The organism is Pseudomonas sp. TH49 (assembly GCF_016650625.1).
Lineage (GTDB): Bacteria > Pseudomonadota > Gammaproteobacteria > Pseudomonadales > Pseudomonadaceae > Aquipseudomonas > Aquipseudomonas fluorescens_H.
Window position 1 is genome coordinate 99242 of record NZ_JAEKFL010000002.1, and the last position, 23239, is coordinate 122480.

Annotated in this window: 28 protein-coding genes and 1 tRNA gene; 23 read left to right on the top strand and 6 right to left on the bottom strand. The window is 57.6% G+C overall.

Annotated features, from left to right (window positions below; translation table 11 throughout):
• Position 1: 1 nt before the first annotated feature.
• Genes JFU48_RS17775 through JFU48_RS17790 form a run of 4 tightly spaced genes read left to right on the top strand, consistent with a single transcriptional unit; the run spans position 2 to position 3438 of the window.
• Entirely contained in the window at positions 2-1021 is a 1020-nt protein-coding gene (locus JFU48_RS17775) for a LacI family DNA-binding transcriptional regulator (RefSeq protein ID WP_201137149.1), read from the top strand.
• A 24-nt stretch (positions 1022-1045) separates the two neighbouring features.
• Positions 1046-1963, top strand: coding sequence for a ribokinase (gene rbsK, locus JFU48_RS17780; RefSeq protein WP_201137150.1), 918 nt, complete (start codon positions 1046-1048; stop codon positions 1961-1963).
• Positions 1960-2364: a D-ribose pyranase gene (gene rbsD / locus JFU48_RS17785; protein ID WP_201137151.1), complete on the top strand. Its 405-nt coding sequence runs from the start codon at positions 1960-1962 to the stop codon at positions 2362-2364. The genes rbsK and rbsD overlap by 4 nt, the downstream gene beginning before the upstream one ends.
• Before the next feature lie 45 nt (positions 2365-2409).
• Positions 2410-3438 (top strand): nucleoside hydrolase, encoded by a 1029-nt coding sequence (locus JFU48_RS17790; protein WP_003226378.1) that lies wholly within the window; start codon positions 2410-2412, stop codon positions 3436-3438.
• A 33-nt stretch (positions 3439-3471) separates the two neighbouring features.
• On the opposite strand, the gene JFU48_RS17795 is transcribed toward JFU48_RS17790, so the two are convergent.
• Positions 3472-3684, bottom strand: coding sequence for a hypothetical protein (locus JFU48_RS17795; protein ID WP_201137152.1), 213 nt, complete (start codon positions 3682-3684; stop codon positions 3472-3474).
• A 132-nt stretch (positions 3685-3816) separates the two neighbouring features.
• On the opposite strand from JFU48_RS17795, the gene JFU48_RS17800 reads away from it, so the two are divergent.
• Together JFU48_RS17800 and JFU48_RS17805 are read left to right on the top strand one after the other, a co-directional pair.
• Positions 3817-4122, top strand: a complete 306-nt coding sequence (locus JFU48_RS17800) for a hypothetical protein (protein WP_007961247.1) — start codon at positions 3817-3819, stop codon at positions 4120-4122.
• 168 nt (positions 4123-4290) lie between these two features.
• Complete coding sequence (locus JFU48_RS17805) at positions 4291-4608, top strand: I78 family peptidase inhibitor (protein WP_103519852.1); 318 nt, start codon at positions 4291-4293, stop codon at positions 4606-4608.
• Positions 4609-4680: 72 nt separating this feature from the next.
• Here the strand turns inward: JFU48_RS17805 and JFU48_RS17810 are convergent, their stop codons facing one another.
• The gene (locus JFU48_RS17810; protein WP_003179963.1) at positions 4681-4893 is read right to left on the bottom strand and encodes a cold-shock protein; all 213 of its coding nucleotides are present in this window, start codon (positions 4891-4893) and stop codon (positions 4681-4683) included.
• Between the two features lie 292 nt (positions 4894-5185).
• A complete protein-coding gene (locus JFU48_RS17815) occupies positions 5186-5485 on the bottom strand; it encodes a hypothetical protein (protein ID WP_003226370.1) in 300 nt (99 codons plus the stop codon).
• Positions 5486-5866: 381 nt separating this feature from the next.
• On the opposite strand from JFU48_RS17815, the gene thrS reads away from it, so the two are divergent.
• The 12 genes from thrS (at position 5867) to JFU48_RS17875 (ending at position 15019) form a co-directional block, all read left to right on the top strand.
• Positions 5867-7789 carry a threonine--tRNA ligase gene (thrS, locus tag JFU48_RS17820; protein WP_003226368.1) on the top strand — a complete coding sequence of 641 codons (1923 nt, stop codon included), beginning with the start codon at positions 5867-5869 and terminating at the stop codon, positions 7787-7789.
• Positions 7789-8340, top strand: a complete 552-nt coding sequence (gene infC / locus JFU48_RS17825; RefSeq protein ID WP_170929410.1) for a translation initiation factor IF-3 — start codon at positions 7789-7791, stop codon at positions 8338-8340. The genes thrS and infC overlap by 1 nt, the downstream gene beginning before the upstream one ends.
• Positions 8341-8400: 60 nt before the next feature.
• Positions 8401-8595, top strand: a complete 195-nt coding sequence (gene rpmI / locus JFU48_RS17830; RefSeq protein ID WP_002553160.1) for a 50S ribosomal protein L35 — start codon at positions 8401-8403, stop codon at positions 8593-8595.
• A 28-nt stretch (positions 8596-8623) separates the two neighbouring features.
• Positions 8624-8980, top strand: coding sequence for a 50S ribosomal protein L20 (gene rplT / locus JFU48_RS17835; RefSeq protein ID WP_002553161.1), 357 nt, complete (start codon positions 8624-8626; stop codon positions 8978-8980).
• A gap of 109 nt (positions 8981-9089) precedes the next feature.
• Complete coding sequence (pheS, locus tag JFU48_RS17840) at positions 9090-10106, top strand: phenylalanine--tRNA ligase subunit alpha (protein WP_003226365.1); 1017 nt, start codon at positions 9090-9092, stop codon at positions 10104-10106.
• Between the two features lie 26 nt (positions 10107-10132).
• A complete protein-coding gene (gene pheT / locus JFU48_RS17845; protein ID WP_201137153.1) occupies positions 10133-12511 on the top strand; it encodes a phenylalanine--tRNA ligase subunit beta in 2379 nt (792 codons plus the stop codon).
• Positions 12512-12514: 3 nt separating this feature from the next.
• The gene (gene ihfA, locus JFU48_RS17850) at positions 12515-12817 is read left to right on the top strand and encodes an integration host factor subunit alpha (RefSeq protein ID WP_002553164.1); all 303 of its coding nucleotides are present in this window, start codon (positions 12515-12517) and stop codon (positions 12815-12817) included.
• Positions 12798-13154: a MerR family transcriptional regulator gene (locus tag JFU48_RS17855; RefSeq protein ID WP_003179985.1), complete on the top strand. Its 357-nt coding sequence runs from the start codon at positions 12798-12800 to the stop codon at positions 13152-13154. Before ihfA ends, JFU48_RS17855 begins: the two co-directional genes overlap by 20 nt.
• A gap of 88 nt (positions 13155-13242) precedes the next feature.
• Positions 13243-13319: transfer RNA gene (locus tag JFU48_RS17860), tRNA-Pro, on the top strand.
• Positions 13320-13408: 89 nt separating this feature from the next.
• On the top strand, positions 13409-14071 hold the full coding sequence (locus tag JFU48_RS17865; protein WP_201137154.1) for a DUF2625 domain-containing protein: 663 nt from the start codon (positions 13409-13411) through the stop codon (positions 14069-14071).
• 98 nt (positions 14072-14169) lie between these two features.
• The gene (locus tag JFU48_RS17870; protein ID WP_098964618.1) at positions 14170-14517 is read left to right on the top strand and encodes a hypothetical protein; all 348 of its coding nucleotides are present in this window, start codon (positions 14170-14172) and stop codon (positions 14515-14517) included.
• Positions 14518-14599: 82 nt separating this feature from the next.
• A complete protein-coding gene (locus JFU48_RS17875) occupies positions 14600-15019 on the top strand; it encodes an RDD family protein (protein WP_201137155.1) in 420 nt (139 codons plus the stop codon).
• A 35-nt stretch (positions 15020-15054) separates the two neighbouring features.
• Here JFU48_RS17875 and JFU48_RS17880 read toward each other — a convergent pair whose 3' ends face one another.
• Both JFU48_RS17880 and rtcR read right to left on the bottom strand, forming a co-directional pair.
• The gene (locus JFU48_RS17880; RefSeq protein WP_201137156.1) at positions 15055-15327 is read right to left on the bottom strand and encodes a hypothetical protein; all 273 of its coding nucleotides are present in this window, start codon (positions 15325-15327) and stop codon (positions 15055-15057) included.
• A 92-nt stretch (positions 15328-15419) separates the two neighbouring features.
• Positions 15420-17027, bottom strand: a complete 1608-nt coding sequence (gene rtcR, locus JFU48_RS17885) for an RNA repair transcriptional activator RtcR (protein ID WP_201137157.1) — start codon at positions 17025-17027, stop codon at positions 15420-15422.
• Between the two features lie 205 nt (positions 17028-17232).
• Between rtcR and JFU48_RS17890 the strand changes: the two genes are divergently transcribed.
• From JFU48_RS17890 to JFU48_RS17910, 5 genes are all read left to right on the top strand, one after another.
• Positions 17233-18780, top strand: a complete 1548-nt coding sequence (locus JFU48_RS17890) for a vWA domain-containing protein (RefSeq protein ID WP_201137158.1) — start codon at positions 17233-17235, stop codon at positions 18778-18780.
• Between the two features lie 336 nt (positions 18781-19116).
• A complete protein-coding gene (locus tag JFU48_RS17895) occupies positions 19117-20343 on the top strand; it encodes an RtcB family protein (RefSeq protein WP_201137159.1) in 1227 nt (408 codons plus the stop codon).
• A 14-nt stretch (positions 20344-20357) separates the two neighbouring features.
• Positions 20358-21146, top strand: coding sequence for a nucleotidyltransferase domain-containing protein (locus JFU48_RS17900; protein ID WP_201137160.1), 789 nt, complete (start codon positions 20358-20360; stop codon positions 21144-21146).
• Between the two features lie 8 nt (positions 21147-21154).
• Positions 21155-22183 (top strand): RNA 3'-terminal phosphate cyclase, encoded by a 1029-nt coding sequence (gene rtcA, locus JFU48_RS17905; RefSeq protein WP_201137161.1) that lies wholly within the window; start codon positions 21155-21157, stop codon positions 22181-22183.
• Between the two features lie 106 nt (positions 22184-22289).
• A complete protein-coding gene (locus JFU48_RS17910; protein ID WP_003226343.1) occupies positions 22290-22619 on the top strand; it encodes a hypothetical protein in 330 nt (109 codons plus the stop codon).
• 57 nt (positions 22620-22676) lie between these two features.
• Here JFU48_RS17910 and JFU48_RS17915 read toward each other — a convergent pair whose 3' ends face one another.
• Positions 22677-23090, bottom strand: coding sequence for a VOC family protein (locus JFU48_RS17915; RefSeq protein ID WP_103483608.1), 414 nt, complete (start codon positions 23088-23090; stop codon positions 22677-22679).
• Positions 23091-23239 lie beyond the last annotated feature (149 nt).

Here is a 23239-nt window from a genome sequence, read left to right on the forward strand (position 1 = left end):
AATGGCAACGATCAAGGATGTGGCGGCGCTCGCGGGGATTTCCTACACCACGGTTTCTCACGTAGTGAACAAGACCCGCCCGGTCAGTCAGGAAGTGCGGCTGAAGGTCGAGGCGGCCATCAAAACCCTCGACTACGTGCCGAGTGCGGTGGCGCGCTCGCTGAAGGCCAAGACTACTGCGACCATTGGCTTATTGGTGCCCAACAGCCTCAACCCGTATTTTGCCGAGTTGGCGCGGGGTATCGAGGATTACTGCGAGCGTAACGGCTACTGCGTGATCCTCTGCAACTCTGATGACAACCCGGAAAAACAGCGCAGCTATTTGCGTGTGCTGCTGGAAAAGCGCATCGACGGTCTGATCGTCGCCTCCGCGGGTGGCGATACCGGTCTGGCACAAGGGTTGGCGGGCGTGAAAACGCCGATGGTCATTGTCGACCGCGGGCTTGAAGGCGTGGATGCGGATCTGGTGCGCATTGATCATGAATATGGCGCCTATCTGGCGACCCGTCACCTGCTGGAGTTGGGGCATCGTGACATCGCCACCATCGGTGGTCCGTCGAGTACCAGCGTGGCGCAAATGCGTCAGGCCGGTTTTTGTCGGGCGCTGAAGGAGGCGGGAGTCACGGTGCGTCCCGAGCGCATGCTGGAAAGCGATTTCACCAGTACCGGCGGCTACAACGCAGCGGCGGTCCTGCTCAAAAGCAATCCGCCGAGCGCGATCTTCGCCGGTAACGACATGATCGGTATCGGTGTGCTGCGTGCGGCGGCCGAGCGCAATGTGCGCGTGCCAAGCGAACTGTCGGTGATCGGTTTCGACGATATCCAGATGAGCCGCTATGTGTACCCGGCGCTGACCACCGTCGGCCAGTCGATCCTGCAGTTGGGCGAAATGGCTGCCGAAGTGCTGCTGCGAAGGATTGCTACCCCGAGCCTGGTCACCGATCAACGGATCGTGACCCCGAGTATTGTCTTGCGCGAATCGACTGCGCCGCTATCTGGCGTGTTCACCGAGTACCGCTGAAACCGAATTGACGAGTAGTGATGTATGCCAGCAAATGTAGTGGTAATAGGCAGCCTGAACATGGACCTGGTCACCCGGGCGCCACGGCTGCCCAAAGGCGGGGAGACGCTGATCGGTCATTCCTTTGCCACCGTGTCCGGCGGCAAGGGCGCCAATCAGGCAGTCGCTGCTGCGCGTCTGGGTGCACAAGTGGCGATGGTCGGCTGTGTTGGCAACGATGACTACGGCGTGCAATTGCGCGACGCGTTGCTGGCCGAGCAGATCGATTGTCACGCGGTGAGCACGGTTGAAGATTCCAGTGGTGTGGCGCTGATCGTGGTGGATGACAACAGTCAGAACGCCATCGTGATCGTCGCCGGCGCCAACGGTGCAATGACCCCGGCCGTGATTGACCGCTTTGATGCGGTGCTGCAGGCGGCCGACGTGGTTATCTGTCAGCTGGAGATCCCGGATGCGACGGTGGGTCATGCGCTCAAGCGCGCACGTGCGCTGGGCAAGACCGTGATCCTCAATCCGGCGCCGGCCAGTCGTCCGCTGCCGGCAGACTGGTTTGCCGCCATCGACTACCTGATCCCCAACGAAAGTGAAGCCGCTGCGTTGAGCGGGTTGCCAGTCGATTCGTTGGAAACCGCAGAAAGCGCGGCCAGCCATCTGATTACCATGGGCGCGGGCAAGGTCATCATTACCCTCGGTGCGCAAGGTTCACTGTTTGCCAGCGGCAAAGGGTTCGAGCATTTCCCGGCGCCAAAGGTGAAGGCCGTCGATACCACCGCTGCGGGCGATACCTTCGTCGGCGGTTTTGCCGCGGCGCTCGCCAGTGGCAAATCCGAGGCCGAGGCAATTCGTTACGGGCAGATCGCGGCAGCATTGTCTGTGACCCGGGCCGGCGCACAACCTTCCATTCCAACGATGTCCGACGTACAGGCGTTCAAACCCGCATGAAAAAGACTCCACTGCTCAACATCGCGTTGTCGCGGCTGATCGCCTCCCTGGGCCATGGCGACATGGTAGTCATCGGTGATGCCGGACTGCCGGTGCCGCCAGGTGTCGAGTTGATCGATCTGGCGCTGACCCACGGTGTCCCGGATTTCATCAGCACGCTGAAAGTCGTGCTCAGTGAGATGCAGGTGGAGCGCCATGTGCTGGCCAATGAAATCCTCGACAAGCGGCCGACTGCACTGGCCGTGCTGGACGAGTTGCAAGAAGAGGGCGCTCTCGGTCGGCGCGATCTGCTGACTCATGAGCAATTCAAGGTTCTCAGCCGACAGGCACGGGCGATTGTTCGTACAGGCGAATGTCAGCCGTACTGCAACATCGTGCTGGTGGCCGGGGTAACGTTCTAATCGGGTTTTCGACCCTTTCATTTTCATCAGCACAAGGAATGCGCCATGCACCGCTATGCTCAAAAACTCCACCAATTGCTTCGGAGTCTGCTGCTTTTGTCTTTTATTACCGCCACCGGCGCTCAGGCTGCTGAAAAGATCGACCTGATCATCGACACCGATCCGGGTGCTGACGACGTGGTCGCCTTGCTGTTCGCCCTGGCATCGCCGGATGAACTGAACATTCGCGCACTGACCACCGTGGCTGGCAACGTGCGTCTCGACAAGACTTCGCGTAACGCGCGCCTGGCTCGCGAGTGGGCAGGGCGCGAAGATGTTCCGGTCTATGCCGGTGCGCCGAAGCCACTGATGCGTACGCCGATCTACGCCGAGAACATCCATGGCAAGGAAGGCCTGTCGGGTGTCACCGTGCATGAGCCGAAAAAGGGCCTGGCCGAAGGCAATGCGGTCAACTACCTGATCGACACTTTGAAAAAAGCCAAGCCGCACAGCATCACCATCGCCATGCTCGGCCCGCAGACCAACCTTGCGCTGGCGCTGATCCAGGAGCCTGAGATCGTTAATGGCATCAAGGAAGTGGTGATCATGGGTGGCGCGCATTTCAATGGCGGCAACATCACCCCGGTGGCCGAATTCAACCTGTTCGCCGACCCGCAAGCGGCGGAAGTGGTGCTCAAGAGTGGCGTGAAGCTGACCTACCTGCCGCTGGACGTGACCCACAAGATCCTCACCAGCGACGCACGTCTGAAGCAGATTGCTGCGCTGAACAACAACGCGAGCAAGATCGTTGGCGACATCCTCAACGAGTACATCAAGGGTGACATGGAGCACTACGGTATTCCGGGTGGCCCGGTGCATGACGCGACCGTCATCGCTTACCTGCTCAAGCCTGAGCTGTTCACCGGTCGCTCGGTGAACGTGGCCATCGACAGCCGTGAAGGGATCACCTTTGGCCAGACTGTCGTCGACTGGTACGACGGCCTGAAACAACCGAAGAATGCATTCTGGGTCGAGAACGGCGATGCCCAGGGCTTTTTCGATCTGCTGACCGAGCGTCTGAAGCGCTTGAAATAAGGCATGGACCCGCAGGTGCCAGCCTGCGGGTTTTTATTTTCTCTCGGTGTCCTGCGTGCTCTTGCCTTCATGCTGGTACCGCTCAAACACCTGGGCGATAAACGCTTGTGCGCCTTGGGTGCCCATCGTCTTGACCAGCAGATCGATGCTGATCAAAGCCAGCTCCTCCGAACTGCCCGGGCTATACGAACTGTGCCCCTTCGGCCAAAGAACCTTGATGTCGGCAGAAATGCTTACGGTGCTCATGAGTGCGCTCGAAAAGTCGGGAATGTCTGTACCTGAGTTAACCACTTTGTCGGGCGTTTGGCACTGCGACTTAGGCATGAGCGCGACGCTATGCGACACTTGGTCTTTTCCGGCTGATCCAAGGAATGTGCTGTGCAGATCGATTTGAACACCCCCGACGGCCTCACACTCGACGCTGTGCGCCAGTTGCTGGCGTCGGCCAGCGATGATGTGCACACGCAGCTGCGTGTGACCAAGGGGGGGATTGCCTATATTTCTTCTGGCGTGACGGGCGGGCAGGACATCGATGGCCTGCTGTTTCGCCTGGAGACCTGGGCCAAGGGGTCGGGGTATGTCGGCAACGTCGCGGCCAGCGATGAAGTCTGGGTGATGCAGATTTTCAACGCGCTGAAAGACAACTGGCCGAATCCGCCGCTCGATTACATCGACGTCTATTGAGCTTCGTTAATATTCGGTGACGATTGCGTGAGGATGCGTTGCGCGCACTTCAGGCAGACTCGGCGTTTTTCCGGATTGTGGGGCAGGGTGGCAGCACTTGTTGTGAAACCAAACGCCAGATTGGCGGTCGCACGATCTCAGCTTAACCATTTGAAAAAAGGAGGCTTCATGCCTTTGAAGTTCGCGTCTCTGGGTGCACTTATGGCCGTTGCCATGTTGGCCGGTTGCAGCACAACCTCCAGCGAGTCGGCAAAGGATTCTGTGGCGACCGATGCCGGTCATAGCCGCTGTGAAGCAAAGGCAGCGGAATTTGCCATCGGTAAAAAAGCTTCGCCGGAATTGCTCGATCAGGCTCGTGCCAAGGCTGGCGCGCAAAACGCTCGATTCCTCAAGCCAACGGACATGATTACTCTGGAGTATCGTTCCGATCGCTTGAATCTGAATACCGACAACAACCTGGTAGTCACCCGCGTCAACTGCGGCTGATTGCAGAGCGCTTTTGTTGCAGGCATAAAAAACCCCGTCACATGGACGGGGTTTTTTTAGTGCGCCGGGAAATTACTCTGGGCGAACTTGTGCAGCTTGCATACCCTTTTGGCCTTTCTCAGCCACGAAAGAGACGGTCTGGCCTTCTTTCAGGCTTTTGAAACCGTCGGATTCGATAGCTTTGAAGTGTACGAACAGGTCGTCACCGCCACCTTGAGGAGTGATGAAGCCGAAGCCTTTTTCATCGTTGAACCATTTAACGGTGCCGGTTTGGCGATTAGACATGGTGTATCTCCAAGAAACATATATTTTCAGTAGTACTGTGCTGCTCAGGCCAACTGGGCACACCGGAGTATCATAGTCGAAATGTTCGCTTTGGTAGCCCCCCGGACGTGCTGTTTGCTTTCATATTGCATCGATTTCAACCTCTGAAATGTCTGCAAGCCCCGGTTTCAGTGGCTTTCAGCCGAAAGAAGAGGGTGTAAAAAAAGCTATAAAACCTGCGTAAATTATCGATTTCGGGGTCTTTTTGGCGGTTTTTAGCCTGCTGGACGCCCAAAAAAACATTCGTCAGCGCTTATTTCTGCACTCGGCAAACCGAGATTTCTTTCAGTGCGCGCTGACCCAGTTCACCACTCGGCGGGGTGTTCTTGTCCATCAGCTGTGCGATCTCTTGCGTGGTGAATTTCTTTTCCAGAACGTCGGCACCGCAAGCACAGTGCTTATTGGCTTCGGCCGGATTGACGCTCTTGCTGGCTGCGGCGGTGCAGTCGTTCATGTACTGGGCTTTGACGCCGGCAGGCCAGGCCGCGTTGGCACTCAGCGGCAGCAGCAGGGCCAGCGGGGCCGCGAAAGCAAAAAGTCGGATAAGGCGCATGTCGGAAACTCCTTGGGTTGATATCGGCGACGATTCTCAGCTTATTTGAGGCAAAGCGTATATCCCAAGTTCACTTCGCGCCGCAAAAATGCGCAAATCAGCAACACCTCAATTCGATGACGTCGATGACCGCTCATCTGTGCTAGCATGCCGGGCTCAAGCGTTCTCAGGCTCCGGACGGCCTTCAGCCCCGGCAGCGGTCAGCGTGCGAATATTCTGATTTGAATCCCAGTCACTCTGGTTCGGTTTTCCGGTTGGCCGCAAGGCTCCTGCCGCTGTAAGGCAGGCGTTCGTCATTGAATGGCCTGGATCGGATCTTGTACTGGCTCATCCCAACCCACGTGACCTTTGGTAGGGGTCACCACTAGGAGAGGAGGCGCCATGCCAACTATTACTCTTCCCGACGGCAGTCAACGTTCATTCGATCACCCGGTTTCCGTAGCCGAGGTCGCCGCATCCATTGGTGCAGGTCTGGCCAAGGCCACCGTGGCCGGCAAGGTCAACGGCAAGCTGGTCGACGCCTGCGACATCATCGACAGTGACGCGACGCTGCAAATCATCACGCCAAAGGATGAAGAGGGGCTGGAGATCATTCGCCACTCTTGCGCGCACCTGGTTGGCCACGCGGTCAAGCAGCTGTACCCGACTGCGAAAATGGTCATCGGTCCGGTCATCGATGAAGGCTTCTATTACGACATCGCCTTCGAGCGTCCTTTCACTCCGGACGACATGGCCGCCATCGAACAGCGCATGCATCAGCTGATCGATAAAGATTACGACGTCATCAAGAAAGTCACTCCGCGCGCCGAAGTGATTGAAGTGTTCAAGGCCCGCGGCGAAGACTACAAGCTGCGTCTGGTCGAAGACATGCCGAACGAGCAGGCCATGGGCCTGTACTACCACGAAGAATACGTCGACATGTGCCGCGGCCCGCACGTGCCGAACACGCGTTTTCTGAAATCCTTCAAGCTGACCAAGTTGTCCGGCGCCTACTGGCGCGGCGATGCCAAGAACGAGCAATTGCAGCGCGTTTACGGCACAGCTTGGGCTGACAAGAAGCAGCTGGCGGCTTACATCCAGCGCATCGAAGAAGCGGAAAAGCGCGATCACCGCAAGATCGGCAAGCGCCTGGGCCTGTTCCACACCCAGGAAGAAGCGCCAGGCATGGTGTTCTGGCACCCGAACGGCTGGACCCTGTATCAAGTGCTCGAGCAGTACATGCGCAAGGTGCAGCGTGACAACGGCTACCTGGAGATCAAGACCCCGCAAGTGGTCGATCGCAGCCTCTGGGAGAAATCCGGGCACTGGGCCAACTACGCCGACAACATGTTCACCACCGAGTCGGAAAGCCGCGACTACGCCATCAAGCCGATGAACTGCCCGTGCCACGTGCAGGTATTCAACCAGGGCCTGAAGAGCTACCGCGAGCTGCCGATGCGTCTGGCCGAGTTCGGTGCTTGCCACCGTAACGAGCCGTCGGGTGCGCTGCACGGCATCATGCGTGTGCGTGCGTTCACTCAGGATGACGCCCATATTTTCTGCACCGAAGAGCAGATGCAGGCCGAATCCGCAGCGTTCATCAAGCTGACCATGGACGTTTACCGCGACTTCGGCTTCACCGACGTCGAGATGAAGCTGTCCACTCGTCCGGAAAAGCGTGTGGGTTCCGACGAGTTGTGGGATCGCGCCGAAGCGGCACTGGCTGCAGCCCTTGACAGTGCTGGCCTGCCGTACGATCTGCAGCCAGGTGAAGGCGCGTTCTACGGGCCGAAGATCGAATTCTCGCTGAAAGATTGCCTCGGTCGTGTGTGGCAATGTGGTACTTTGCAGCTCGATTTCAACCTGCCTGTCCGTCTTGGCGCCGAATACGTCTCCGAAGACAACAGTCGCAAGCACCCAGTGATGTTGCACCGGGCGATCCTCGGTTCGTTCGAGCGTTTCGTCGGGATTCTGATCGAGCACTATGAAGGTGCATTCCCTGCGTGGCTCGCGCCAACCCAGGCAGTGATCATGAATATCACTGATAAACAGGCAGATTTTGTTGCTGAAGTGGAAAAAACTCTCAACGAAAGCGGATTTCGTGCCAAGTCCGACTTGAGAAATGAAAAGATCGGCTTTAAAATCCGCGAGCATACTTTGCTCAAGGTTCCCTATCTTTTGGTTATCGGAGATAAGGAAGTCGAGATGCAGACTGTCGCTGTGCGTACTCGTGAAGGTGCTGACCTGGGCTCGATGCCCGTCGCCCAGTTCGCTGAGTTTCTCGCGCAAGCGGTTTCCCGGCGTGGTCGCCCAGATTCGGAGTAATTATTATTAAGCGTGAAATGAGACAAGATAAACGAGCTGCACCGAAAGCCCCGATCAACGAGAATATCTCGGCACGCGAGGTTCGGTTAATTGGCGCTGATGGCGAGCAGATTGGCATCGTCTCGATTGATGAAGCGCTTCGTATTGCTGAAGAAGCAAAGCTTGATCTGGTAGAAATCTCTGCTGACGCAGTCCCACCGGTTTGCCGGGTGATGGACTACGGCAAATCGATCTTCGAAAAGAAGAAGCAGATTGCAGCAGCGAAGAAAAACCAGAAGCAGATTCAGGTAAAAGAAATCAAGTTTCGTCCAGGGACGGAGGAAGGGGATTACCAGGTAAAACTGCGCAACCTGGTACGTTTCCTGAGTGACGGGGACAGGGCCAAGGTATCCTTGCGATTCCGCGGCCGTGAGATGGCCCACCAGGAGCTGGGGATGGAACTCCTCAAGCGGGTTGAAGCTGACCTGCTCGAGTACGGTTCGGTCGAACAGCATCCTAAGATGGAAGGACGCCAGCTGATCATGGTCATCGCCCCGAAAAAGAAGAAGTAATCAACAGGGCACGGCAGGCCTTCTGATTATGTTTATCAACTGAATGCGGAGTATCCGAACATGCCAAAAATGAAAACCAAAAGTGGTGCTGCTAAGCGGTTTCTGAAAACTGCTAACGGTATCAAGCACAAGCACGCTTTCAAGAGCCACATCCTGACCAAAATGTCGACCAAGCGTAAGCGTCAACTGCGCGGTAGCAGCTTGCTGCATCCGTCTGACGTGGCAAAAGTCGAGCGCATGCTGCGCCTTCGTTAATTTTAGTCAAGAATAGAGGAAGTAACTCATGGCTCGTGTAAAGCGTGGCGTCATTGCCCGTAAGCGTCACAAAAAAATTCTGAAACTTGCTAAAGGCTACTACGGCGCACGCTCCCGCGTATTCCGTGTTGCCAAGCAAGCGGTAATCAAGGCAGGCCAATACGCCTACCGTGACCGTCGTCAGAAAAAACGTCAGTTCCGCGCTCTGTGGATCGCTCGTATCAACGCTGGTGCTCGTGTTAACGGTCTGTCCTACAGCCGTTTCATTGCTGGCCTGAAAAAAGCGTCCATCGAGATCGACCGTAAGGTTCTGGCTGATCTGGCAGTGAACGAAAAAGCGGCGTTTGCTGCGATTGTCGAGAAAGCTAAAGCCACCTTGGCTTAAGTACCCCCGACAGTCACCCGGCCTCACCTCTGTGGGGCCAGGTGTTAAACGTCATAAATAGGGGAAGAGCCTTCAAGCTCTTCCCCTATTTTGTATCTGGAGTCTGTACATGGAAAACCTGGATGCGCTGGTCTCTCAAGCACTAGAGGCTGTGCAAAGCGCTGAAGATATCAATGCCCTGGAGCAAATCCGGGTTCAATACCTTGGCAAAAAAGGTGAATTGACTCAGGTGATGAAGACCCTGGGGAATTTGCCGGCAGAAGAGCGTCCGCAAGTCGGCGCCCTGATCAACGTTGCCAAGGAACGTGTCACAGGCGTTCTCAATGCGCGCATGGCTCTGTTTGAAGAAGCCGAACTGGCTGCCAAACTGTCTGCCGAATCCATTGACGTGACGTTGCCGGGCCGTGGTCAGACCTCCGGTGGTCTGCATCCGGTGACCCGGACTCTGGAACGAGTCGAGCAGTTCTTCACCCGCATCGGCTACGGCATCGCCGAAGGCCCTGAGGTCGAAGACGACTACCACAACTTTGAAGCGCTCAACATCCCAGGCCACCACCCGGCCCGGTCGATGCATGACACCTTCTATTTCAATGCGAACATGTTGCTGCGCACCCATACCTCGCCGGTACAGGTCCGCACCATGGAGTCCAAGCAGCCGCCGATCCGCATTGTCTGCCCAGGCCGTGTGTACCGCAGTGACTCCGATATCACCCATTCGCCGATGTTCCACCAGGTCGAAGGCCTGCTGGTCGATCGCGACATCAATTTCGCCGATCTCAAAGGCACCATCGAAGAGTTCCTGCGGGTGTTCTTCGAAAAAGAGCTGGCCGTACGTTTCCGTCCTTCGTACTTCCCGTTCACCGAGCCATCCGCTGAAGTCGACATGGAATGCGTGATGTGCAGCGGTAAAGGCTGCCGCGTCTGCAAACAGACCGGCTGGCTGGAAGTCATGGGCTGCGGCATGGTGCACCCGAACGTGCTGCGCATGTCCGGCATCGATCCGGAAGAGTTCTCCGGTTTTGCCTTCGGCATGGGCGTCGAGCGTCTGGCGATGCTCCGTTACGGCGTGAACGACTTGCGTCTGTTCTTCGACAACGACTTGCGGTTCCTCGCGCAATTTCGCTAGTCGTAACGAATTCTTAGGAGAGCAGGATGAAATTCAGTGAACAATGGCTGCGTGGCTGGGTTAGCCCGCAGGTAAGTCGCGACGAGCTGGTTGCTCGTCTGTCGATGGCGGGTCTGGAGGTCGATAGCGTGACCCCGGCCGCCGGTGTATTCAGCGGCGTAGTAGTGGGCGAGGTGCTGAGCACCGAGCAACACCCTGACGCCGACAAGCTGCGTGTATGCCAGGTCAGCAATGGCGCGGAAACCTTCCAGGTCGTGTGCGGTGCGCCAAACGTGCGTCCGGGCCTGAAGATTCCGTTCGCCATGATCGGTGCCGAACTGCCGGGCGACTTCAAGATAAAGAAGGCCAAGCTGCGCGGCGTCGAGTCCAACGGCATGTTGTGCTCGCAAACCGAGCTGCAGGTCGGTGAAGGCAATGACGGTCTGATGGAGCTGCCGGCCGATGCGCCGGTGGGCGAAGATTTCCGTGTGTATCTGGATCTGGAAGACGCCAGCATCGAGGTTGACCTGACCCCGAATCGTGGCGACTGCCTGTCGCTGGCCGGTCTGGCCCGTGAAGTCGGGGCGCTGTACGACACGCCGGTCGCTCGCCCGGTGGTCATGACCATCCCGGCTGCGCACGACGAAGTGCGTTCGGTAGAAGTGCTGGCGCCTGCCGCTTGCCCGCGTTACCTGGGCCGCGTCATCCGCAATGTCGACCTGTCCAAACCAACCCCGTTGTGGATGGTTGAGCGTCTGCGCCGCGCCGATGTGCGCAGCATCGACGCTGCCGTCGACATCACCAACTACGTGATGCTCGAGCTGGGTCAGCCGCTGCACGCTTTTGATCTTGCCGAGATCAATGGCGGCATCCGCGTACGCATGGCGGAAGAGGGTGAGAAGCTGGTGCTGCTCGACGGTCAGGAAGTCAGCCTGCGTAGCGATACGCTGGTGATTGCCGACCATACCCGTGCTCTGGCGATTGCCGGCGTGATGGGTGGCGAGCACAGCGGTGTGTCCGCAACCACTCGCGACGTTTTCCTGGAAAGTGCCTTCTTCGACCAGATCGCTGTGGCTGGCAAGGCTCGCTCCTACGGCCTGCACACCGACGCTTCGCATCGTTACGAGCGCGGCGTGGACTGGCAACTGGCCCGTGAAGCCATGGAGCGCGCCACTGGCCTGCTGCTGGAAATCACCGGTGGCGAAGCCGGCCCGATCATCGAGACCGTCAGCGAGCAGCACCTGCCGTCGATCGCGCCGATCACCCTGCGTGCGCAGCGCATCACCCAGATGCTGGGGATGGAAATGGATTCGGCTCAGGTCGAGCGTCTGCTCAGCGCCTTGGGTCTGAATATTTCCACTGACGGAGCAGGGCAGTGGCGCGTAGAAGTGCCAAGCCATCGCTTCGACATCAGCCTGGAAGTCGATCTGATCGAAGAGCTGGCTCGCCTGTATGGCTACAACCGTCTGCCGGTTCGTTACCCGCAAGCGCGTCTGGCGCCACAGGCCAAGGCTGAAGCGCGCAGCGAATTGCCTGAGCTGCGTCGTCTGCTGGTAGCCCGTGGTTATCAGGAAGCGATCACTTACAGCTTCATCGATCCGAAGCAGTTCGAACTGTTCAATCCGGGCGTCGAGCCGCTGTTGCTGGCCAACCCGATTTCCAATGACATGGCTGCCATGCGTTCTTCGCTGTGGCCGGGTCTGGTCAAGGCGTTGCAGCACAACCTGAACCGCCAGCAGGATCGCGTGCGTCTGTTCGAAAGCGGTCTGCGCTTCGTCGGTCAGCTGGAAGGTCTGAAGCAGGAGCCGATGCTGTCGGGCGTGGTTTGCGGTAGCCGTCTGCCGGAAGGTTGGGCGCAAGGTCGCGACACCGTCGATTTCTTCGATGTAAAAGCTGACGTTGAAGCGGTGCTGGGCTTTGCCGGTGCGCTGGATACCTTCACTTTCGCTCCGGGCAAACACCCGGCGCTGCACCCGGGGCAAACCGCGCGCATCGAACGTGACGGGCGTGAAGTCGGCTTTATCGGTGCGATTCACCCGGAGCTGTCCAAGGCCCTGGGTCTGGATCGTCCGGTCTTCGTCTTCGAGCTGGTTCTGGCTGAAGTCGCTTCCGGAAAAATGCCGCAATTCCACGAGTTGTCGCGTTTTCCTGAAGTGCGTCGTGACCTTGCGCTGATCGCGCACAAAGACGTCGCGGCCTCGGCGGTATTGGGCGTAATCCGAGAAAATGCAGGCGAATGGCTCACGGATCTCAGGCTGTTTGACGTGTATCAGGGTAAAGGTATTGATCCTGATAGAAAAAGCCTTGCAGTTGGCTTGACCTGGCAGCATCCATCGCGCACTCTTAATGACGATGAGGTGAATTCGACGACGCAAAATATCCTCACCTCGCTCGAACAAAGGTTGAACGCCACGTTAAGGAAGTGACGTATGGGGGCTTTGACGAAAGCTGAGATGGCGGAACGTCTGTATGAAGAGCTGGGCCTGAACAAGCGGGAAGCCAAGGAATTGGTTGAACTGTTTTTCGAGGAAATCAGGCACGCTCTTGAAGACAACGAGCAGGTCAAATTGTCCGGTTTCGGCAATTTCGACCTTCGGGACAAGCGCCAGCGGCCTGGCCGCAACCCGAAAACGGGGGAAGAAATCCCGATCACGGCTCGCCGTGTGGTCACCTTTCGTCCAGGGCAGAAGTTGAAGGCCCGAGTTGAGGCTTATGCTGGAACCAAGTCATAACGACGAACTACCCGTCATCCCGGGCAAACGCTACTTCACCATTGGTGAAGTCAGCGAGCTGTGTGCAGTAAAACCACACGTGCTGCGCTACTGGGAGCAGGAGTTTCCTCAACTCAACCCCGTCAAACGCCGCGGAAACCGCCGGTATTATCAGCGCCAGGATGTGCTGATGATCCGGCAGATCCGCGCGCTCCTTTACGATCAGGGTTTCACCATCGGCGGTGCGCGTCTGCGTTTGTCCGGCGATGAAGCCAAAGACGACACCACCCAATACAAGCAAATGATCCGCCAGATGATCGCTGAGCTTGAAGATGTACTGGTGGTTCTCAAGAAATAAAAAGCTGCGTTTGAATACTTCCAGTTTTCAAAAGCTTGCGCTATATTCTTGAGCGCTCTTCGAGATGAAGGGCAGGTTTCAAACCAGTCGGGGCGTAGCGCAGTCCGGTAGCGCACTAGCATGGGGTGCTAGGGGTCGAGTGTTCGAATCACTCCGTCCCGACCATATTTCCTGAGTAAAGTCAGACAGTTAAGCCGATCATCCAGATCGGCTTTTTTGTGCCTGCGCAAAACCCCCGCAAAAAAGGTCGCTGGATGAAAAGTTTGGATCACTTGATAGACAAGCAGGATCCGGCGCTGCCCATCATTGAAAAAATGCTGGAGGAAGCCGTACCTAACTATCAGTTACTCCCTCCCTCCGCCGAAAATGGCAGAGTTCTTTCAGGTCTTCAGGTCACGACTAAATCGACTTTGGGGGCGATCGCTTTCAAAACGGGTGGGCTGCTGATTGATCACGGCTGGCTACGTGTGCTCGGCTCCGGGCATCCGCAATTACCGCGAAATCTTCTGGATTGGAATAACGGCCGTGCTGATGCTTATTTGTTGGTTGCGGACGATGCCGCTGGAGGTTTTTTTGCTCTCAATGGCGGTGGTTTGGGTGAAGAAGTTGGAGCGATGTATTACTGGGCGCCTGACACGCTATTGTGGGAGCAATTGCACATTGCTTACACCGACTTTCTGGGTTGGGCGTTGAGCGATCGACTTGCGACCTTCTACGACGGTTTGCGCTGGAACGGCTGGATTCGCGACCTGCAGGCGCTGGAAGCGGATCAGTGCTTTTCGTTTTTCCCGTTTCTCTGGGCTCGGGAAGGCTCACTCGAAAAGAGTCGTCGTACGGCGATTGATGTTAGCGAACAGTTCGAAATGAATGTCGAGTTGGCACGCAAGCTCGGCAATGGTTCTGCGCAGCCAATCTGATGTCGGGTTGATACTCTGCCTGCCAGGGCTGAAGATGCTCGCTCAGATACACGAATGAAGTGCAGGCCACATCTTTTTCGTCATGGGTTCCTAAGAAAATGGATAAGTTATCTCGCTTGAACTCGCTTTTGATTCAGCACAATGCGGTCGTTTCGCTGAATATCGAAATTCAAGACTTCAAGTACAACCTGGCCTTGACGATGTCGTCGCTCGATGACGCAGCAGAAAGCGCTATCACTATAAATTTTCAGGATGTCAGTGCGCTTGATCTAAGTGGCTTTGGTGGCGGGCTGACTCAATTCATGGAGCTCGTCGTTACCCGAATCGATCGTGGGCTCGACAGGATCAGATATGAATTAAAAGACGTAGAGGACGAGAAAATATCGTTCTACTTCTTTACCTTCAGTGAGCCTATTCATTCGGAGCAATCTTGTGGGTTTGATTGACCGCACACCCCTGAAGCGCCATTAAATATTGGCGATCGGATGCCGATACCCAGCTATCTAAATTCCGATCGAGCGAAGGCGCATGGACATCAGCAATACCAGCAGTGAATATCAAACGCCCAAAAATCTCGCAGGGCTGGGCCGTCGCTGGGGCGGGCAGATCATCGATACGTTGATCACCTACTTTTTGATCCTCTTCGTAGGACGGCTGGCGGAGTTTATTGGTTTGCCGCCAAATGTTGTTGCTATCCTGGCTCTTGGTACGGGTGTGTCGTATTACCTGTTTTCCGATGCAATGCCCAACGGGCAAAGCCTGGGTAAAAAGCTGCTGGGGATGTCGGTGATTGATGAGCGTAGCTACTTGAACTGCAATCTGTATCAATCGTTCATACGCAATATCACAACGCCGTTTCTGAACATCCTTGACTGGATTTTCATCTTCTTTGGCTCGCGCAAACGCTTGGGCGACATGCTTGCCTCGACAATTGTGATCCGCGTTTAGATGAGTCAAATGAGGCGGCGGCAGTCGCCCAAGTTTTAAGGTTTCGAATCTAGCTGAATATCCTCCGAGTCACTCGAGGTAGCGGCATCTTTCTGGGTTTCTTTGGGTTCGGCACCAGAGTTTGAACCTGACGCTTCTTCGCCCTTTTTATTGGCTTTTTCGTCGTTGGACTCGGAGCTGTTCGCCTGATTGGCTCCGGGTGAGACGGCGGGTGCTTCTACCGTTCCTGATTTCTCCGCGGCCTGCGAGGAGAGCGAGCCAGTCAACAGCAGGCTGGCAAGCGTCATGGTGACAATCGACTTGTTCATTGTTGAGTCTTCCGCGTGATGGGGGTAAACCATTGGAGGCATGAACAGGCCCAAGGTGCTTGCTGTTGGACGAGCGGTAGAGTCGGCGGGGACTATGATTTTGCGGCTTGCAAGTCGGCCCATTCAATCCCTAACCGGCTGAGGTATTTTCTCAAGCGATCTGCATCATTCGGCTGCGCCTTGGCCTGGCGCGATACCCCAAACAATCTGCGCCCTGCATCCGACAGGCTGTCTGCCTGCCGGCATACGTCAAGTACCGCCTTCAATTGCAGCCGATCGAACAGGTCCATGCTTTCGGCGTCTCCCGGTAGTTCATCCGACATCCCGTCCGCTTGCGTCAGCCCCCACGCATAACGCAGTCGATCGATTTCTTCCTGCACTTGCGCCTCATCAATTCGTCCGCTGTCAGCCAGTGTGGCCATCCGGGTAATCGACGCTGACAGTTCGCGAAAGTTGCCCAGCCATGCCGCTTCCCGAGAGCTGGCGAAGGCGAGGTAGCGCCGCCGTGCTTCGAGGTTGAAGCGCACTAGCTGGCCGTGATCGCGGGCGTGGCGTTCCAGTTCGAAATCGATGTTGGGCTCGATGTCTTCGCGGCGGCCCGCCAGGCCGGGCAAATCAAATGTCCAGAGGTTGATGCGCGCGTACAGATCTTCGCGGAACAGGCCTTCGGCGACGCGGCTGCGCAGGTCGCGGTGGGTGCCGGCGATGATCAGGAAGTCGCTGTCGACTTCCTTGTCGGAGCCGAGCGGAAAGAAGCGCTTTTCTTCGATAGCCTTGAGCAGCATCGCCTGTTCATCCGCGCCCAGCTCACCGATTTCATCGAGAAACAACATGCCGCCGTCCGCTGCCCGTAGCAGGCCGTCGCGGGCGTTCTGTGCGCCGGTGAAAGCGCCTTTGACGTGACCAAACAAAGCCGACATCGCGCCATCGCCACGCAGGGTGGCGCAGTTCACCTCAACAAACCGGCCCTGCATTTGATGGCGACTGCGCTTGAGTTCGTAGATGCGCCGGGCGAGAAACGATTTGCCGGCGCCGGTGGGGCCGATCAGCAGCATGGGCGCTTTGGAGCGCACCGCGACGCGCTCTATCTGTTCGATGGAGCGGTTGAACGCCGCATTGCGGGTGGCGATGCCGGACTTCAAGAACTCCAGGCCTTCGAGGCGTTTATTGGCGAAACGCGAGGCGATGCGGTCATAACGCGACAGGTCGAGGTCGATCAGGGCGTGGGTGCCGGTGGCTTGTTCATCTTCGCTTTTACGTCGGGCGGGGGAGGTCTGGATCAGGCGCGCCGGCAGATAGTGTGCTTCGGTCAGCAAGAACCAGCAAATCTGCGCGACGTGGGTACCGGTGGTGATGTGAACCAGATAGTCCTCATGTTCGGTATCGAAGGTGTAGGCCGTCGTGAAGTCATGCAGCGCGCCGTAGACCTCTTCGAAATCCCACGGATTGCGCAGTGCCATGGGGTGCAGGTGGACTTCGGTTTCCGGTGAGACCTGCTGGATATCGGCGCGAACCCGTTCAGCGAGGCTGATGTCGCGCGCGTCGATGCCGTGAATCAATTCCAGGCGATGGATCAGCACGTCCGGTTGTTGGCACAGGCCCACGCTCGGCCGCCAATGGCTCCAGCGATTGGCGCCCTTGCCAACGCGGTCCAGGGTGGCGCCGATAAAACCGATGGCGACGGTGCGTTTGTTTGGCATGGCTATCTCAAAAGATAAATGACGATATCAAATGATAGATTTCTCATGGTTGGTTTGTCTTCGGTTCAGCTAAAAGAAAACCATAAAAAATAAAAAAAACCTTATAAATCAATTAGATAAGAAATAAATTTTACGACTTTCCAAAACTGGCACAGCCGCTGCAATACCTATCGCAACGAACAGGACAACAGAGCGAGACGCCACGATGGCCAACTTCAAACTCTTCAACACGCAATCGAAGCAACTGCCAGCCTGCGACACTTTGAATGCTTCGGGCGCCTCGGCATATGCCTACCCCCCGAAGCATCAACTGGCTCAACTGGCGGTCACCGGTTGCCTGAACCAGACGTTTTACGCCAGCGCTGAAAGTCAGCTGGATCAAGTATTGAAGCTGGTGGCTGAACTCGACAGCCGTTTCGTGGCGAAGGCTGCTGTCTACGCTCGCCACAAAGGCCACATGAAAGATATGCCGGCGTTGCTGCTGGCGGCGTTGACGGCGAACCGTTCGTCGCTGGTACCTGAGGTGTTTGAACAAGTGATCGACAGCGGCAAGATGTTGCGCAACTACGTGCAGATCCTGCGCAGTGGCGCCACCGGGCGCAAATCCCTCGGTTCGCAACCCAAGCGTCTGGTGCAGAACTGGCTGAACCGCGCGACCGAACGTCAACTGCTGCAAGCGTCGATTGGCAACCAGCCATCGCTGGCGGACGTGGTGAAGATGGTTCACCCGAAACCGGCTGAGGCCTGGCGCGAAGCATTCTTCGCGTGGTTGATCGGCAAACCGGTGGATGTGCAGGCATTGCCTGAGTTGACCCGCGATCTGCTGGCATTTCGCAGCGGTGCAAGTCATCAAGTACCCGCGGTACCGTTCCAACTGCTCGGCAACGAAACCTTGAGCAAAGAACAATGGGCTGCGCAGGCTTACAACATGGGCTGGCAGGGATTGCGCATCAACCTCAACACCCTGGCGCGGCATGGCGCGTTTGAAGTTCCGGGTTGCGTCGAATACGTGGCGGCGCGGTTGGCTGACCCGCAGGAAGTGGCCAAGGCGCGGGTTTATCCATACCAGTTGCTGGCGGCTTATCGGATGGTTGGCGATAACGTACCGCTGCAGATCCGCGAGGCATTGCAGGACGCACTTGAGTTGTCGCTGGCCAACGTGCCGAAGCTGGAAGGCGCGGTGGTGGTTTGCCCGGACGTATCGGGTTCGATGGGCAGCCCGGCGACCGGTTATCGTCAGGGTGCAACCACCGCAGTGCGTTGCATCGATGTGGCGGCACTGGTCGCGGCAGCGGTGTTGCGCAAACAGCCGGCGGCGCGGGTGATGCCGTTCGAAGTGAAGGTGGTGGATATCCAGCTCAACCCACGGGACAGTGTGATCAGCAACGCCGAGAAACTGGCCGGTATCTTTGGTGGCGGCACCAACTGCTCGGCGCCGCTGAAGAGACTGGCGGACAGCAAGGCCAGGGTCGATACGCTGATTCTGGTATCGGACAACGAGTCCTGGATCGATACGCGACGCCATGGTGCCAGTGAGACCATGCGCCAGTGGGAGCGCATCAAGCAGATCAACCCGCAGGCGCGGCTGGTGTGCATCGATATCCAGCCGGGCTATGCAACGCAGGCGGCGGACCGCGATGACATTCTGAATGTCGGCGGTTTCAGCGATGCAGTGTTCGATGTGGTCGAGCAGTTCACCAGCGGCCGTTACGGCGCGCAGCACTGGGTCGAAGCGATCGAGAGCATGCAATGAATTGATTTGTCACAGGCGCTGAATGCCGGTGGGACTACATCCAAGACGTCTCATCAAACCCTTGTCAGCGTGTGTGACGGCACGAATGCCTGATGGCTGTACATCTGAGGCCGGTTAACCCCGGTGCGCGGCAACGCGCAACAGTCATCAACTTTTGTCGTGCCACCTTAATTGAAAAAGAAGGCAGCGAATGCAACAGGTACTCCATCGGAACGCGGGTTCGAATCCCGCCCCGGCAACGGGGGCTCGACTGGCAGAGCCACAGTGTCTGTTTTTTTGTCGCTGCACATGACGGAACCACGCCGAATCATCGGCCAACGAATAAAGAATAGAGAAATGAAAGAACACACTTACCAACTGCTCGAAGTCGCCAACGGCAAGCCGATCAAACTCTGGACCGAAGGCGTCCCGGTAGAAACCGAGGCCCGCGAACAACTGATGAACACCGCAAAGATGCCGTTCATCTTCAAGCATCTGGCGGTGATGCCGGATGTGCATCTGGGCAAGGGCTCGACCATTGGCAGCGTGATTCCGACGGTGGGCGCGATCATCCCGGCGGCCGTCGGCGTGGACATCGGTTGCGGCATGATCGCCGCACGCACGTCGCTTACCGCTGCCGACCTGCCGGACAACCTGCAAGGCCTGCGCAGCGCCATCGAGCAAGCGGTGCCCCATGGCCGCAGTTCGAACCGTTCGCGGCGCGACAAGGGCGCATGGGACGAGATTCCGCAGCAAGCCGATCAGGCGTGGGCGGGGCTTCAGCCACGTTTCAAGCTGATCACCGACAAGTACCCGAGACTGGCCAACACCAACAACCGCGGGCATCTGGGCACGCTTGGCAGTGGCAACCACTTCATTGAAGTGTGCCTGGATGAAGCCAACCGGGTCTGGTTCATGTTGCACAGTGGCTCTCGCGGTGTCGGTAACGCCATTGGCAACCTGTTCATTCAGAAGGCTCAGGCGGATATGCGGCAACATATTGCCAACCTGCCGGATCGCGACCTGGCGTATTTCGAAGAAGGCAGCCAGCACTTCGATGATTACGTGGAAGCGGTGAGTTGGGCGCAGGACTTCGCCAGACAGAACCGCAAACTGATGATGCGCGCGGTGATTCAGGCCACGCGCCAGATCATTCGCAAGCCGTTCGAGGTGGCGCTGGAAGCGGTCAACTGCCACCACAACTACGTGCAGAAAGAGCGGCATTTCGGCGAAGAAGTATTGGTCACTCGCAAAGGCGCGGTGTCGGCGAAGAAAGGTGAGCTGGGGATCATTCCGGGTTCGATGGGCGCCAAGAGTTTCATTGTGCGCGGCTTGGGCAACGAAGAGTCGTTCAACTCCTGCAGCCACGGCGCCGGCCGCACCATGAGTCGCACCAAGGCCAGGAACACCTTCACCGTCGAAGACCAGATCCGCGCCACGGCGCATGTGGAGTGCCGCAAGGACGAAGCGGTGATCGACGAAATTCCGATGGCCTACAAGGACATCGACAAAGTCATGCACGCCCAGCGCGAACTGGTGGAAGTGCTGCACACCCTGCGGCAAGTGGTGTGCGTCAAAGGATAAAAGGATCAGCAAGCATGGAATTCGAAGAACGCCACCCGCTGTGCGACACGATGCGTGCGCGGGTACTGGAAGAGTTGGCGCGTATAGAGCGCGAGCGCAACGTCACGGTGTTGTACGCCTGTGAGTCCGGCAGTCGGGCCTGGGGCTTTGCCTCGACCGACAGTGACTACGACGTACGGTTCGTGTACGTGGAAAAACCGCAGTGGTTCGTTCAGGTCGACACGCCGCGCGATGTGATCGAGCGGCCATTGGACGATGAGCTGGATGTCAGCGGCTGGGAGCTGCGCAAGACCCTCGGGTTGTTGCGCAAGTCCAACCCGACGCTGCTGGAGTGGCTCGACTCGCCATTGGTGTACCGCAGCGAAAGCGCACAGGTTGCGCAACTGCGTGAGCTGGCCGAAGCGTTCTACAGCCCGCCGGCAGCCCGTAACCACTATCTGTCGATGGCGAAAAACAATTTTCGCCAGTACCTGCAAGGCGACAGCGTGCGGTTCAAGAAGTACTTCTACGTGCTGCGGCCATTGTTGGCGGTGCGCTGGATCGATCAGGGGCGTGGGCGTCCACCGATGACCTTCGCTGACCTGCTGACCACGGTCGACGACCGTGCACTGCTGGCTGAAGTCGACGAGTTGCTGGCACTTAAACGCAATGCCGACGAGAGCACCTATGGTCCGCGTCGTCCGGCGCTGCACAGGTTCATCGCGGCCGAACTCGAGCGCGATGTGCCCACATTACTCAGAACTCAGGAAGACTCGCGACGACTGGATGAATACCTCAGGGAGACCGTCGGGTTGTACGCGTAAGGATTGAAATGGAACAGCAAGTGATTGAACTGGACGGCGCGATTGGCGGCGGTCAGGTGTTGCGCAGCGCGCTGAGCCTGTCGATGGTGACGGGCCAGGCGTTTCGCATTAAACAGATTCGCGCCCGCCGCAGTCGGCCGGGACTATTGCGTCAGCATTTGACGGCGGTGATGGCGGCCGCCGAAGTCTGCGGCGCGCGGATCGCGGGAGCGGAGTTGGGCTCGCAGGAGCTGTATTTCGAGCCGGGAACGATTCGTTCGGGTGATTACCGGTTTGCGATCGGCACGGCCGGTAGTTGCACGTTGGTGCTACAGACACTGCTGCCGGCGCTGTTGCAGGCGCCGGGCACAAGTCGCGTGCGGATCAGCGGCGGTACGCATAATCCATTGGCGCCGCCTGCCGATTTCCTCACGCGCAGTTGGTTGCCGCTGATGCGACGCATGGGGGCCGGCATTGAGCTGGATCTGTTGCGTCACGGCTTCGTCCCGGCCGGTGGTGGTGAGATCGACGTCACGGTGCAGCCGTCGCAACTGACGCGACTTGATCTGTGTGAGCGCGGGGCACTGCTGTCGCATCAAGCAATGGCGCTGACGGCCGGTCTCGCACCGAGCGTCGCCGAGCGAGAACTGAATCGGGTGGCCAAACGCCTGAACTGGTCATCGGAAACATTGCAGTCGATCACGCTCGATCCGGCGCGTGGCCCCGGTAATGTGTTGTTGCTGGAGTACGTGTTCGAACAGGTTACCGAAGTCTTCAGTGCCTTTGGCCAGGTGTTGTTACGGGCGGAGAAGGTCGCTGATACCGCAATCAATCAGGCGGCAGACTGGTTGCGCAGTGACGCTGCGGTGGCGGAACACCTCGCCGACCAGTTGCTGCTGCCGATGGCGCTGGCCGGCGGCGGGTCATTCACCACCCCGAGAATGACCGAGCATCTGCACAGCAATATCGCAGTGATCGAGCGCTTCTTGCCGGTGAATATCGAATGTTCGGAGGAGGGCGCCGAGCGTCTGCGGGTTGAGGTCCGCAGCGGTCGCTGATCACGGCGCAGGCACAGGTCAATCTCGGAAAAGCGGCAATTTGCTGGCCCCCAGGCTTGGGCTTCCCCGGCAAACTCGCCTTTTTTCAAAAGGTTAGGTTGGCTATATGCGGACGATTGTCATAACCGTTGCAACGCTTTCCCTGGCTGCCTTCGCTTCGGCCATTGAAGCGAAGGAGTTGAGCAAGAGTCACCGGTTTGCCTGTACCTGGGGCTCGGACATCGCTGCCGGGGCGCAGCAGTCGAAGCTGTCGGGGATCTCGCTGTACGGCGCGCGCAAGCAGTTGCAGGTGCGCAAGTTCCAGCAACCGTGGATGCGCATGACGGCGATGGGCATTACCGAGCAGACGTACAACAGCACCTCCAGGCTCAAACCCGCGGCGGTCAAGCAGACCTATTACGAACAATGCGTGCGGCATGAGCTGGCCCAGCGATGAACCAAAAAGCCCAACCTGAAGAGGTTGGGCTTTTTCATGCCTGACGAAATGTCAGCATCACTGGTCAGTCTCGCAATTGACCATCCATGACACGCCAAAGCGATCGACCAGCATGCCGAAACGGGCGGCCCAAAATGTGGTTTGCAGCGGCATGTCGACGCGAGCGTCCTTGGCCAGCGCGTTAAACACTCGCTCGGCTTCGGCAATGCTGTCGACGTTGAGGGAGATCGAGCACCCGCTCATACCCCCGGTTGGCCGGTCAGGTGTGGTGTCCGAGGCCATGATCATCTGGTCGCCAACCTTCAGGCAGGTATGGTTGACGAGGTTGTGGTGCTCCTTCGGTACGTGTTCGGCGGCGGGTGTTTCGCCGTAGGTCATCATCGCTTCGAGTTTGCCCTGCAAGGCTTGTTCATAAAAGGTGAAGGCCTCGCGGCAGTTGCCGTTGAAGATCAGGTAGGGATTGATTCTCATGATGGCGTTCCTGGCAGTAGGCGCGGAGTGAGGCGATTTTCGCCAGGTTCCGCGAAAGGCGGTTAAACCATAGCAAAGCATTGGACGCCGCAACGGCCAGAGTTTTTCCAGATGTTTTTCTTCTGAAAACGCCGCGCTTCAGCACGGAT